Origin of the sequence: Flavobacterium sp. 120 (genome assembly GCF_003633605.1) — a bacterium.
Lineage (GTDB): Bacteria > Bacteroidota > Bacteroidia > Flavobacteriales > Flavobacteriaceae > Flavobacterium > Flavobacterium algoritolerans.
This window is the reverse complement of the sequence record NZ_RBKZ01000001.1, coordinates 3352695-3365780: the sequence shown is the minus strand read 5'-3', so window position 1 is coordinate 3365780 and position 13086 is coordinate 3352695. Positions and strand designations below refer to the sequence as shown.

The 13086-nt window shown below is 36.3% G+C and carries 10 protein-coding genes; 6 read left to right on the top strand and 4 right to left on the bottom strand.

Annotated elements, in window-relative coordinates; genetic code table 11:
* Positions 1-7: 7 nt before the first annotated feature.
* The 3 genes from sufC to C8C87_RS14440 all read right to left on the bottom strand — a co-directional run bounded on the left by sufC (position 8) and on the right by C8C87_RS14440 (position 2660).
* On the bottom strand, positions 8-760 hold the full coding sequence (sufC, locus tag C8C87_RS14450) for a Fe-S cluster assembly ATPase SufC (RefSeq protein ID WP_099714056.1): 753 nt from the start codon (positions 758-760) through the stop codon (positions 8-10).
* A 32-nt stretch (positions 761-792) separates the two neighbouring features.
* The gene (gene sufB, locus C8C87_RS14445; RefSeq protein WP_121343064.1) at positions 793-2241 is read right to left on the bottom strand and encodes a Fe-S cluster assembly protein SufB; all 1449 of its coding nucleotides are present in this window, start codon (positions 2239-2241) and stop codon (positions 793-795) included.
* A gap of 89 nt (positions 2242-2330) precedes the next feature.
* A complete protein-coding gene (locus C8C87_RS14440) occupies positions 2331-2660 on the bottom strand; it encodes an iron-sulfur cluster assembly accessory protein (protein ID WP_099714058.1) in 330 nt (109 codons plus the stop codon).
* Positions 2661-2828: 168 nt separating this feature from the next.
* Between C8C87_RS14440 and C8C87_RS14435 the strand changes: the two genes are divergently transcribed.
* The 3 genes from C8C87_RS14435 to C8C87_RS14425 all read left to right on the top strand — a co-directional run bounded on the left by C8C87_RS14435 (position 2829) and on the right by C8C87_RS14425 (position 7331).
* Positions 2829-3689 carry an MBL fold metallo-hydrolase gene (locus C8C87_RS14435; protein WP_121343063.1) on the top strand — a complete coding sequence of 287 codons (861 nt, stop codon included), beginning with the start codon at positions 2829-2831 and terminating at the stop codon, positions 3687-3689.
* A 76-nt stretch (positions 3690-3765) separates the two neighbouring features.
* Positions 3766-5394 carry a S8 family peptidase gene (locus tag C8C87_RS14430; RefSeq protein WP_121343062.1) on the top strand — a complete coding sequence of 543 codons (1629 nt, stop codon included), beginning with the start codon at positions 3766-3768 and terminating at the stop codon, positions 5392-5394.
* Positions 5395-5456: 62 nt separating this feature from the next.
* Positions 5457-7331, top strand: a complete 1875-nt coding sequence (locus C8C87_RS14425; RefSeq protein WP_121343061.1) for a M1 family metallopeptidase — start codon at positions 5457-5459, stop codon at positions 7329-7331.
* 72 nt (positions 7332-7403) lie between these two features.
* On the opposite strand, the gene C8C87_RS14420 is transcribed toward C8C87_RS14425, so the two are convergent.
* On the bottom strand, positions 7404-8342 hold the full coding sequence (locus tag C8C87_RS14420) for an L-threonine 3-dehydrogenase (protein ID WP_121343060.1): 939 nt from the start codon (positions 8340-8342) through the stop codon (positions 7404-7406).
* A 313-nt stretch (positions 8343-8655) separates the two neighbouring features.
* On the opposite strand from C8C87_RS14420, the gene C8C87_RS14415 reads away from it, so the two are divergent.
* The 3 genes from C8C87_RS14415 to C8C87_RS14405 all read left to right on the top strand — a co-directional run bounded on the left by C8C87_RS14415 (position 8656) and on the right by C8C87_RS14405 (position 13070).
* Complete coding sequence (locus C8C87_RS14415; RefSeq protein ID WP_121343059.1) at positions 8656-9261, top strand: hypothetical protein; 606 nt, start codon at positions 8656-8658, stop codon at positions 9259-9261.
* Positions 9254-12619, top strand: a complete 3366-nt coding sequence (mfd, locus tag C8C87_RS14410; RefSeq protein WP_121343058.1) for a transcription-repair coupling factor — start codon at positions 9254-9256, stop codon at positions 12617-12619. The genes C8C87_RS14415 and mfd overlap by 8 nt, the downstream gene beginning before the upstream one ends.
* Before the next feature lie 91 nt (positions 12620-12710).
* Positions 12711-13070 carry a VOC family protein gene (locus C8C87_RS14405; protein WP_121343057.1) on the top strand — a complete coding sequence of 120 codons (360 nt, stop codon included), beginning with the start codon at positions 12711-12713 and terminating at the stop codon, positions 13068-13070.
* Positions 13071-13086 lie beyond the last annotated feature (16 nt).

The window sequence follows — 13086 nt, the reverse complement described above, 5'->3', positions numbered from 1 at the left end:
CAAAATTTTAAGCTTCTTGTTCTTGTTTAATCCAGTCGTATCCTTTTTCTTCCAGTTCGTGCGCTAGTTCTTTTCCACCGGATTTTACAATTTTTCCGTTGTATAATACGTGAACGAAATCAGGGACGATATAGTCTAATAATCTTTGGTAGTGCGTAATCACTACGATTGCATTTTTGTCACTTTTTAGTTTGTTAACACCATTTGCAACAATACGTAAGGCATCAATATCAAGTCCGGAATCGGTTTCATCAAGAATAGCCAATTTTGGTTCTAGCATTGCCATTTGGAAAATTTCGTTACGTTTTTTCTCTCCACCAGAAAAACCTTCGTTTAGAGAACGAGAAAGAAATTTACGGTCAATTTCTAATAATTCTGATTTCTCACGAATCACTTTTAGCATTTCGTTTGCAGGCATTTCTTCCTGACCGTTTGCTTTACGCGTTTCGTTGATGGCAGTTCTCATGAAGTTCGTTACTGAAACTCCTGGAATCTCCACTGGGTATTGGAACGAAAGAAAAACTCCTTTGTGTGCTCTTTCTTCTGGTGCCAATTCAGAAAGGTCTTCTCCGTCTAAGGAGATTTCACCTTCGGTTACTTCGTAGTTTTCGTTTCCAGCAATGATAGAAGCAAGCGTACTTTTTCCAGCACCGTTTGGTCCCATTATCGCGTGAATTTCTCCCGCTTTTACTTCAAGGTTAATCCCTTTTAATATTTCTTTGTCCCCAATGGAGGCGTGTAAATTTTTTATTGATAACATAAACGTCTTGTTTTTATAAAGTCTTAAAAAGGTTATCCTACTGAACCTTCTAACGAAATTTCTAATAATTTTTGTGCTTCTACTGCAAATTCCATTGGCAACTTATTCAATACATCTTTACTGAAACCATTTACGATTAAAGCGATTGCTTTTTCAGTTGGAATTCCACGTTGGTTGCAATAGAAAACTTGGTCTTCGCCAATTTTACTTGTCGTAGCCTCATGTTCTATTTTTGCCGATGGATTTTTACTTTCGATATAAGGAAAAGTATGTGCGCCACAATTATTCCCCATTAACAACGAGTCACATTGTGAAAAGTTTCTAGCGTTATCTGCGTTTGGTGAAATTCGAACTAAACCTCTATAACTGTTTTGTGATCTTCCGGCCGAAATTCCTTTAGAAATAATAGTCGATTTAGTGTTTTTACCTAAATGGATCATTTTGGTTCCTGTATCGGCTTGTTGGAAATTATTGGTAACAGCAATTGAATAAAATTCTCCTGTTGAATTATCTCCTTTTAAAATAACCGAAGGATATTTCCAAGTTATTGCTGAACCAGTTTCAACTTGAGTCCAAGAAATTTTTGCGTTTTTCTCGCAGATTCCTCTTTTGGTCACAAAATTATAAACCCCACCTTTTCCTTCTTTGTTTCCAGGATACCAGTTTTGTACGGTTGAATATTTGATTTCGGCATCGTCCAAAGCGATTAGTTCCACTACAGCAGCGTGTAATTGATTTTCATCACGACTTGGAGCAGTACAACCTTCAAGGTAAGAAACATAACTACCTTCGTCAGCAACCAATAATGTTCTTTCGAATTGTCCTGTTCCTGCTTGATTGATTCTAAAATATGTCGAAAGTTCCATTGGGCAACGAACACCTTTTGGAATATAACAGAAAGAACCATCAGAGAAAACAGCCGAATTCAAAGCAGCATAAAAGTTGTCTTTTTGTGGGACAACCGTTCCTAAATATTTACGAACTAATTCTGGATGCTCTTTGATGGCTTCAGAAATACTCATGAAGATAATTCCTTTTTCGCCTAATGTTTTCTTGAAAGTAGTGGCTACAGAAACCGAATCCACTACAATATCCATCGCCACATTATTCATCATCTTTTGCTCATCGACAGAGATACCTAACTTTTTATACATTTCTAAAAGTTCCGGATCTACATCGTCCAATGTTTTATTAGGATCTACCGCTTTTGGAGCGGAATAATAGGAAATAGCCTGAAAATCAGGTTTGGTATAATGCACATTTGCCCATTCTGGCTCTGTCATTTGCTTCCAAGCACGAAAAGCCTCCAGACGCCAATCAGTCATCCATTTTGGCTCTCCTTTTTTGTGCGAAATGGCGCGAACGATATCTTCATTTAAACCAATAGGAAACGTTTCTGATTCTAATTCGGTGTAAAATCCGTATTCGTATTCTTTGTTTTCGAGTTCGATTTTTAAGTCGTCTTCTGTGTATTTTGACATAATTTTATTTTTTAAAACCATTAAGAAATTAAGGTTTATTAAGGCTTAATTACCTTAATTTCTTAATGGTTTAAATCTTTTTTATTTGGTTATAAAGAGAAACTCTCTCCGCAACCACAAGTTCTGTTTGCGTTTGGGTTATTGAAAACAAATCCTTTTCCGTTTATTCCACCTGAAAATTCTAAAATTGTCCCGGCTAGGTATAGAAAAGATTTTTTCTCAACAGCAATAGTGATATCGTTGTCTACGAAAATTTTATCGTCGTCGCTTTTTGTTTTATCAAATTTTAAATCATAAGACAATCCAGAACATCCGCCGCTTTTTACACCCACTCTTACGTAGTCAATTGCAGCGTCAAAACCATCATCTTTCATTAAATCGATGATTTTTTTTCTTGCTGTGTCAGAAACTTTTATCATAGCTTATATTGATTTTGTCTAAATTAAGCACAAAGATAGTGTATAAAAAGCTTTTTCCATAATTGATAACATTATTATAACTAATGCAAAAATAGAAAAAAGCTATTTGCGACCAGTAAAAGCGTTTGAATTTCTTAACTTTGGTTCCTCTCGAAAAAAATAAAAAAAATGAAACTATACCCTATAGAAACCGGAAATTTTAAACTAGATGGTGGCGCAATGTTTGGCGTAGTGCCAAAGACTATTTGGAATAAAACCAATCCAGCCGATGAAAATAACCTGATTGATATTGCGGCACGCTGTTTATTGATTGAAGATGGCAACCGATTGATTTTGATTGATACCGGAATGGGAAACAAACAATCAGAGAAGTTTTTTGGTTATTATTCGCTTTGGGGAACACATTCCATGGATAAATCGTTGGCAAAATATGGTTTTCATCGTGACGATATCACCGATGTTTTTATGACGCATTTGCATTTTGACCATTGCGGAGGAAGTGTTCAATGGAACGCTGATAAAACCGGTTACGAACCGGCGTTTAAAAATGCTAAATACTGGTCTAATGAAAATCACTGGGAATGGGCAACAAAACCCAATGTCAGAGAAAAAGCGTCTTTTCTATCCGAAAACATTTTACCGATGCAGGAGAGTGGGCAGCTGCATTTTATCCAAAGACCGGAAGGAGATTTTTTGACAACATCAGAACTGGGTTTTGGCATCTTCTTTGCAGATGGACATACCGAGAAGCAAATGATTCCGCACATTCAATATAAGGATAAGACCATCGTTTTTTGCGCTGATTTATTGGCAACAGCCGGGCATATTCCAATTCCGTATGTGATGGGATATGACACCCGACCTTTATTGACCATGCCAGAAAAAGAAAAATTCATGAATGCGGCGGCTGATAATAATTATTATTTGTTCTTGGAGCACGACGCGCATAATGAAATAATAACCGTACAAAAAACAGAAAAAGGCGTTCGGTTAGCAGAAGTTTTTACTTGCGAACAAATCTTAACATAGTGTTAATCATAACTCCTTTTGTAACAAAAAAAATTATTTTAGACAAATATTTCAAAAATTAACAAAAACATTTTCGATGAATACCATTAAACCTATTTACATTTCTGCTTTTGCTCTTTTAGCATTAGTAGGATGTGGCGCTTCAAAACAAGTTTCAAATACCACTAATTCTGATCTAGTTGCCATAAGCGCACCTTTAAACATTAAAAAAAAGGCACCAATTGCTGAAAATGACTTGAAACGTTGGAGTCATCTGGATATCGTAACTGATACTATTCCTGGAATGAGTGTTGACAAGGCTTATGCTGAATTATTGAAAGGCAAAAAAGGCGTTCCAGTTATTGTTGGAATTGTAGATTCTGGTGTAGATATCGAACACGAAGATTTGAAATCGGTACTTTGGACCAATACAAAAGAAATCGCCGGAAACGGAATTGACGATGACAAAAACGGATATATCGATGATATTCATGGATGGAATTTTCTTGGAGATAGTACCAAAGAGAATCTGGAATATGAAAGAATCATTAAAGATAAAACCTTAGTTGATGGTGCTACTTATCAAGAGGCTAAAGCATTGAATGATAAAAAAATTGCTGATGCAGTTGCAGGAAAAACACGCTCAGAGCAAATGTTAGAGACTATTGCTGCAAGTGATGCTGTTTTGGCAAAACATTTTGGTAAACCAGTTTACACAATTGAGGAGGTAAATGCAATTGTTTCGCAAGAACCGGCAACACAAAAGAGCAAAGCAGCTATGCAACAAATGCTTTCTTATGGATTGCCAATAGCGGAACTAAAAGTTGCTGTTCAAAAACAACTAGAGGATCAGGTTGCACTTATAAACGGAGACAATCTGAAAACAGATTACCGTAAAGTAGTAGGAGATAATCCAAATGATATCACTGATACAAAATACGGAAACAATAATGTGATGGGACCAGACAAGAACGAAATTCTTCATGGAACGCACGTTGCCGGAATTGTTGCTCAAACTAGAAACAACGTATTAGGTGGTGATGGTGTTGCTAATAATGTTCAGATTCTTACCGTTCGTGCAGTGCCAGACGGTGACGAGTATGATAAAGATATTGCACTTGGAATTCGTTATGCAGTAGATAATGGCGCCAAAGTAATCAACGGAAGTTTTGGAAAAAGCTTTTCTCCACACAAGCAATGGGTTTATGATGCGATAAAATATGCTGAGAAAAAAGATGTATTAATCGTTCATGCAGCTGGTAATGATGCAAAAGACATTGATTATGCAGAAAATTTCCCTAACGATTCTGAAGATAAAGTAACAGAGTTTGCCGATAATTTAATCACAATTGGTGCGTTGAATTTTGAATACGGAAATAAAGTGGTGGCTCGTTTTTCTAACATTGGAAAAATTAATGTTGACGTTTTTGCTCCTGGAGTAAAAATCTACGCTACAACTCCAAATAATACTTATAAATATTTACAAGGAACATCAATGGCTGCGCCAAATGCTGCCGGAGTTGCCGCTTTAATTCGTTCGTACTATCCAAAATTATCTGCTCAACAAGTGAAGCATATTTTGATGGATTCAGGAGTTGCAATTACAACGGATGTTATTGTAGGAGGAAAAGCAAATGACACACGTTCTTTTACTGCTCTGTCTAAATCAGGAAAAATAGTAAATGCATACAACGCTTTACTGATGGCAGAAAAAATGTCTAAATAATATTTTAAGAATTCATTACTTTTGGAAGGGCAATTTGCCCTTCCATTTTTATTTTAACCTACATGAAAAAATTACTTTTAGTTTCTATTTTATCCTTAAGTTTTGGAAGTCTTTTGGCTCAAAACGGTACGTATTGGCAGCAGCATGTCGATTACAAAATGGATGTGTCCATGGATGTAAAAACATACCAATACAAAGGAAAACAGGAATTGGTTTACACCAATAATTCTCCTGATACTTTGAGAAAAGTATATTATCACCTATTTAATAATGCCTTTCAGCCCGGAAGCGAAATGGATGCCAGAATCCAAAGCATCAAAGATCCAGACGGCAGAATGGTCACCAAAGTAAAAGTTGGTGATAAAGAAGTCAAAGAAAGCCGCATTAAAAATTTGAAACCAAACGAAATTGGTTACTTGCGAATTTCTAATTTCAAGCAAGACGGAGCAGTTGCTAGTGCAAAAGAGATTGGAACTATCCTTGAAGTGACTTTGGCTAAGCCAATTCTACCAAATTCAAAAACTACATTCACATTAGATTTTGATGGTCAGGTTCCCATTCAGATTCGTCGTTCCGGTAGAAATAATGCCGAAGGCGTAGAATTATCAATGGCGCAATGGTATCCAAAACTGGCTGAATTTGATTTTGAAGGTTGGCATGCTGATCCTTATATCGCCAGAGAGTTTCATGGCGTTTGGGGAAATTTTGACGTAAACATTACTATTGATAAAGATTATGTTTTAGGAGGTACCGGTTATTTGCAAAATAAAAACGAAATTGGTCACGGTTATCAAGACCAAGGTGTTGTTGTGTCTGTTCCAAAGAAAACAAAAACATTGACTTGGCATTTTAATGCGCCAATGGTTCATGATTTTACTTGGGCTGCTGATAAGAATTATATTCATGATGTAGTAAAAGCACCTAATGGTGTTGACTTGCATTTCTTGTATAAAAACAATCCAAAATACATTCAAAACTGGAAAAACCTGCAACCAAAAACGGTTCAGTTAATGGAAATTTACAACAAAACGGTTGGTGATTATCCGTACAAACAATATTCTGTGATTCAAGGTGGCGATGGTGGAATGGAATATGCAATGTGTACGTTGATTTTAGGTCAAGGTACATTTGACGGATTGCTTGGTGTAACCGCACATGAAATGGCACATTCTTGGTTCCAGCATATTTTGGCTTCCAATGAATCAAAACACGGATGGATGGATGAAGGATTTACCTCATTCCTGGAAGATTTTGGACTTAATGAAATTGCCGATAAAAAAGTAGAAAACCCATTTGCAGCAGCATATAAAGGGTATTTTGCAATGGTAAATTCAGGAAAAGAATTGCCACAAGGAACTCATGCAGATCGTTTTGATGAAAACAGAGTCTACAGCGTTACTTCCTACAGTAAAGGTGAAATTTTCTTAGCACAATTGATATACTTAATAGGTAAAGAAAATTTATTTAAAACGTTGAAAAAATATTACAGCGATTTCAAATTCAAACATCCTACGCCAAATGATATCAAAAGATCTGCCGAAAGAGTTTCTGGAGCAAATCTGGATTGGTATTTAGTGGATTGGACTGAAACTACCAATACTATTGATTATGGGATCAAAGAAGTAAAGGAAAATGCGGATAAAACAACCGTTACTCTAGAAAGAATTGGAAGAATGCCAATGCCGATAGATTTGACAGTGGAATATACGGACGGAACAACAGAAAGTTTCTACATCCCGTTGCGAATGATGAGTTTTGAAAAAGAAAACCCAAATCCTGCAGTAAAAAGAACGGTTTTGAATGATTGGGCTTGGGCGTATCCAACTTTTGAATTCAACATTGCGAAATCAAAAGCTTCCATCAAGAAAATAACGATTGATCCAAGTGGGTTAATGGCCGATTTAAAAATGGAAAATAACACTTATGAGATAAAGTAAAATTTATCGAAACTCCATAAAAAAAGTCTAGTTCTTGAACTAGACTTTTTTTTGGTTTTATTTTTAAGGAAACTATTTCAAATGCTCCAGCATATCAACCGTCATGCTTTCCAAATCAAATTCATGTTTCCAGTTCCAGTCTTTTCTGGCTTCAGCGTCATCAATACTTGCTGGCCAGCTGTCGGCTATTTTTTGACGGAAATCCGGCTTGTAAGTAACGGTAAATTCAGGAATGTGTTTCTTGATTTCGGCAGCAATCTCTGTTGGCGTAAAGCTCATTGCAGCTAGATTATACGAAGAATGAATTTTTATTTGCTCTACCGGCGCTTGCATAATTTGAATGGTCGCAGCAATGGCATCATCCATATACATCATCGGCATTTTAGTTTCTGAAGATAAAAAGCATTCGTATGTTTTATCCGAAAGTGCTTTGTGAAAAATATCTACTGCATAATCCGTAGTTCCGCCACCAGGAGGCGATGACCAGCTGATTAGACCCGGATAACGGATGCTTCTTACATCTACACCAAAAATATTATGGTAGTATTCGCACCATCTTTCGCCCGCTTGTTTGCTGATTCCGTACACCGTTGAAGGTTCCATAATGGTATATTGTGGCGTATTTTCTTTAGGAGTTGTTGGTCCAAAAACCGCAATACTCGAAGGCCAGAATATTTTTTTTATTTTTCCGGCTTTCGCCAAATTCAAAACGTGAAACAACGAATTCATATTTAAGTCCCAAGCAAATGCCGGGTTTTTCTCGGCTGTAGCCGATAATAATGCCGCCATCAAATACACTTCATCAATTTGGTGCAATTCTACCAAATGTTCAATTTGATTGAAATCTAAAGCGTTCACCACTTCAAATGGACCAGAATTGACAACATCAATATTTAACTTTCGGATATCCGAAGCAATTACATTTTCTGTTCCGTGTAGTTGCCGCAGCTTTTGGGTAAGCTCCGTTCCAATTTGTCCGCAAGCTCCAATAATCAATATTTTAGTACTCATTTTTGTCTGTTTTGAAAAACAAAGATAACGTTTTCGCAAATAACATAATTTTGATTAAAAACAATGTGAATTTCTTAAAATAGTATTTAAAAAGGAGTTTTATTTCTTAATTTATGACTTTTTAAACACAAAAACTGCTTCAAGAATATTAGATTGTTATTCCTATGCGGTAATTCGTAATTGTAAATTTACTTTGTAACTTTGTAGCTTAAATAATGGAAATTTTTAAAGGAGCATAACTCGTTCTAATTTATAAAATTAAGAGCGTATGTGAATTACATTCAGCCATTAAAAAAACGATAAATAGCCACACATGAAATATAAAATAGCAGTTTTCTTTTCTCTGGTTTTTCTTTTGTTGTCCTGTAAAAATGACAATCAAAAACGCATTGCCGAAAATAAAAAAGAGATGCAAAAAAGAGAAGTCATTTTCAAAAACATAGAGAAAGGTTGGGTTTTTTATGACACACCTGTAACGGAAGCTTCTGAAAAAAGCATTGCATCCTGGAATGAATGGCGCATTTTTTTGGCTGAACTAGCCTTGAAACCTAAAAAAACCATTGGCGCTTTTCAGCAAAAATCGAAAGCACTTTCTAAAAAAGTAATGGCTTTGAACACTAATATTCCGTATGAATACAATAAACCTCAAATAAAAAGTAGGATTTCGACTTTAATCACAAAAGTACGTTTGTTGGATTTATTCATTCATTTGGATAATATTCCAGATAAAAAAGTGATATTATTAGTATCAGAAATCAACTTGGAATTGGTTTCGTTACAAAGACAGATGGACAAAATTGTGGAGAAAAGTAGAATTCCGCTTGAAGAAGGGGAATCTGATTTATTGAAAATGATGGACACCACAAGAGCCATTCCTAATACACCAGTTATCGACCCAAATCTGCCACGCGTTGAGTAAAACAGCCTTATACAATACCTACGATAATTCGCCAAAAACCCAGCAAATTGTTGCTCGTTTATTGGAAAACAACCAAGTCAAAATGCAACTGTCGGGACTTTTGGGTTCAGCACTTTCGTTTGTAATTCGATCTGTTTTCAAGAAAGCAGAACTTCCTTTTTTGATTGTTCTAAACAATAAAGAAGAAGCGGCGTATTATTTGAATGATTTGGAACAAATGATTGGGGAACAAGATGTGCTCTTTTATCCCGGTTCATTTCGTCGCCCTTACGAAATCGAAGATACCGATAATGCCAATGTTTTGCTTCGCGCCGAAGTGTTAAACCGAATCAATTCCCGTAAAAAACCAGCCGTTATTGTCACCTATCCCGAAGCCTTATTCGAGAAAGTGGTTACCCGAAAAGAATTGGATAAAAACACGTTGAAAGTTGCTGTTGGTGACAAGATTTCCATCGATTTTATCAACGAAGTTTTATTCGAATATGAATTTAAAAGAGTTGATTTCATTACAGAACCCGGAGAATTTTCGGTTCGTGGAGGAATTGTCGATGTGTTTTCATTTTCGAATGATAATCCGTACCGAATTGAGTTTTTTGGAGACGAGGTGGAGAGCATTCGTACCTTCGATGTAGCGACGCAATTGTCCATTGAAACGCAAAAAAAGATTACGATAATCCCAAATGTGGAAAATAAAGTTTTTCAGGAAAACCGAGAAAGTTTCTTGGATTATATTTCGGAGAAAACGGTAATTTTTATTCAGAACACCGAAGATTTTTTAGCACAATTAGACAAACAATTTGGCAAAGCCGAAGAAGCTTTCGCAAAATTGTCGCAGGAAATAAAACGGTCATCTCCAGAAAAATTGTTCTTGAATCAAACCGAGTTTGTAAAAAGAGCGTTGGATTTTTCCATTGTAGAATTGAGTTCGAAAGCTATTTTTAGAACCAGCAAAAAATTCGAATTTCACATTCAGCCGCAACCGTCGTTCAACAAACAATTTGATTTGTTGTTGAATAATCTGAATGAAAATCATTTCAACGGCTACAAAAATTATTTGTTTTGTTCCAATGATGCTCAAGCCAAACGATTTCATGATATTTTCGAAACCTTGGATGAGGCCAATTCTGAGAATATCCGCAAGCAATACCATACCGTTGTTTTGCCTTTGTACCAAGGATTTATCGACGAGGAAAACCAAATAACCTGTTACACCGACCATCAAATTTTTGAACGCTACCATAAATTCAGCATCAAAAATGGGTATTCAAAAAAACAGAATATCACTTTAAAAGAACTCACCACTTTATCCGTTGGGGATTATGTGACGCATATCGATCACGGAATCGGACGTTTTGGAGGATTACAAAAAATACAAGTCGAAGGTAAAACACAAGAAGCCATAAAGCTCGTGTATGCCGATAATGACATTGTGTATGTGAGTATTCATTCGCTGCACAAAATTTCAAAATACAACGGAAAAGACGGAACGCCGCCCAAAATTTATAAATTGGGTTCGAATGCTTGGAAGATTTTAAAACAAAAAACCAAGGCGCGTGTCAAACATATTGCATTCAATTTGATTCAGTTGTATGCCAAAAGAAGACTGGAAAAAGGATTCCAGTTTGCGCCTGATAGTTATTTGCAAAACGAACTAGAAAGCTCGTTTATTTACGAAGATACGCCGGACCAAACCAAATCAACTGCAGAAGTCAAAGCAGATATGGAAAGCGACCGCCCGATGGATCGCTTGGTTTGTGGTGATGTAGGTTTTGGGAAAACCGAAGTTGCTATTCGTGCCGCTTTCAAGGCGGTAGACAACAGTAAGCAAGTGGCCATTTTGGTTCCTACGACAATTTTGGCGTACCAACATTACCGCACTTTCACGGAACGATTGAAAGACATGCCGGTTTCTATTGGGTATTTAAACCGTTTTAGAACAGCAAAGCAAAAAGCAGAAACACTAAAACAATTAGCCGAAGGAAAACTAGATATTGTGATTGGAACACATCAATTAGTCAACAAAAATGTAGTTTTCAAAGACCTTGGATTGCTGATTGTAGATGAGGAACAAAAATTTGGTGTCAACGTAAAAGACAAACTTAAAACCATTGCGGCGAATGTCGATACTTTGACATTGACAGCAACGCCAATCCCACGAACGTTGCAGTTTTCGTTGATGGCAGCGCGCGATTTATCAGTAATTACAACGCCTCCGCCTAACAGATATCCTATTGAAACGAATGTAGTAGGTTTTAGTGAAGAGTTGATTCGGGATGCGATTTCGTATGAAATTCAGCGTAACGGACAGGTTTTTTTCATTAATAATCGAATCGAAAATATCAAGGAAGTTGCCGGAATGATTCAGCGTTTGGTGCCAAATGCCAGAGTTGGAATTGGTCACGGTCAAATGGACGGCAAGAAATTGGAAGAATTAATGTTGGCTTTCATGAACGGAGAATTTGATGTTTTGGTGGCAACAACCATTATCGAAAGCGGTTTAGACGTTCCTAATGCGAATACGATTTTCATCAACAATGCGAATAATTTCGGATTGTCTGATTTGCATCAAATGCGAGGTCGAGTAGGGCGTAGCAACAAGAAAGCGTTTTGTTATTTTATTTGTCCACCGTATTCTGCCATGACGGATGATGCCAGAAAAAGAATTCAGGCTTTGGAACAGTTTAGTGAACTGGGAAGTGGTTTTAATATTGCGATGAAAGATTTGGAGATTCGTGGTGCCGGAGATTTATTGGGTGGCGAACAAAGTGGTTTCATCAACGAAATTGGTTTTGATACGTACCAAAAAATCATGAACGAAGCCATCGATGAATTAAAGGAAAATGAATTTAAGGATTTGTATCCGGAAGAAAATAATTTGGAAACCAAAGAATACGTAAAAGACCTGCAAATTGACACCGACTTTGAGTTATTATTTTCAGATGAATACATCAATAACGTTTCGGAACGATTGAGTTTGTACAATGAATTAGGTGCTGTAAAAAATGAAGAAGAACTCATCATTTTCCAAAATAAATTGATTGACCGCTTTGGTCCAATGCCACCACGAGCCAATGCTTTGATGAATAGCATTCGTATTAAATGGATTGCGACTCGCATTGGAATCGAGAAATTAGTGATGAAACAAGGCAAGATGATTGGTTATTTTGTATCTGATCAACAATCAGATTATTACCAGTCCAATCGTTTTCATCAGGTGCTACAATTTGTGCAAAAACACAGTTCTATTTGTAAAATGAAAGAAAAACAAACGCCAGCAGGGTTACGACTTTTGTTGACTTTTGACAATGTAAAGAATACCAGAACTGCTTTGGAATTGATGGAGTTGTTGGGAAAATAGAGGATAAATATTCAATTTGACAGTGACTGAAATTAAAAGAAGAGTTATTTTTAAATTTGACTTGCATTGAACAAATTAAATCCAAATAGATATGCTTACAGATATTAATCCAAAACTGCCGATGCGTAATAAAGCGATTACGCGAGACTACTATTTGAACGAATTGGGTTTTGAGGAATATGGGAATGCTGATTTTGACGGCTACCTTATGGTGCAAAAAGACAGTATTCAAATTCATTTTTTTGAATTTAAAGAACTTGATCCAAAAGAAAATTACGGACAAGTTTATATCAGAACGGATGATATTGACAAATTGTACCAATCATTATTGGACAAAAAAACAAGCATCCACCCAAATGGACCTTTAGAGATTAAACCTTGGGGACAAAAAGAATTTTCATTACTTGATCCAGACAATAATCTGCTGACTTTTGGGCAGAGTATATACTAAATTATTTTGGCGAAAG

Coding starts and splice junctions, on each gene's coding strand:
- C8C87_RS14430 (WP_121343062.1), top strand. CDS start 3,766: ATGAATACCATTAAACCTATTTACATTTCTGCTTTTGCTCTTTTAGCA.
- C8C87_RS14425 (WP_121343061.1), top strand. CDS start 5,457: ATGAAAAAATTACTTTTAGTTTCTATTTTATCCTTAAGTTTTGGAAGT.
- sufB (WP_121343064.1), bottom strand. CDS start 2,241: ATGTCAAAATACACAGAAGACGACTTAAAAATCGAACTCGAAAACAAA.
- C8C87_RS14435 (WP_121343063.1), top strand. CDS start 2,829: ATGAAACTATACCCTATAGAAACCGGAAATTTTAAACTAGATGGTGGC.
- C8C87_RS14420 (WP_121343060.1), bottom strand. CDS start 8,342: ATGAGTACTAAAATATTGATTATTGGAGCTTGCGGACAAATTGGAACG.
- C8C87_RS14440 (WP_099714058.1), bottom strand. CDS start 2,660: ATGATAAAAGTTTCTGACACAGCAAGAAAAAAAATCATCGATTTAATG.
- C8C87_RS14415 (WP_121343059.1), top strand. CDS start 8,656: ATGAAATATAAAATAGCAGTTTTCTTTTCTCTGGTTTTTCTTTTGTTG.
- sufC (WP_099714056.1), bottom strand. CDS start 760: ATGTTATCAATAAAAAATTTACACGCCTCCATTGGGGACAAAGAAATA.
- C8C87_RS14405 (WP_121343057.1), top strand. CDS start 12,711: ATGCTTACAGATATTAATCCAAAACTGCCGATGCGTAATAAAGCGATT.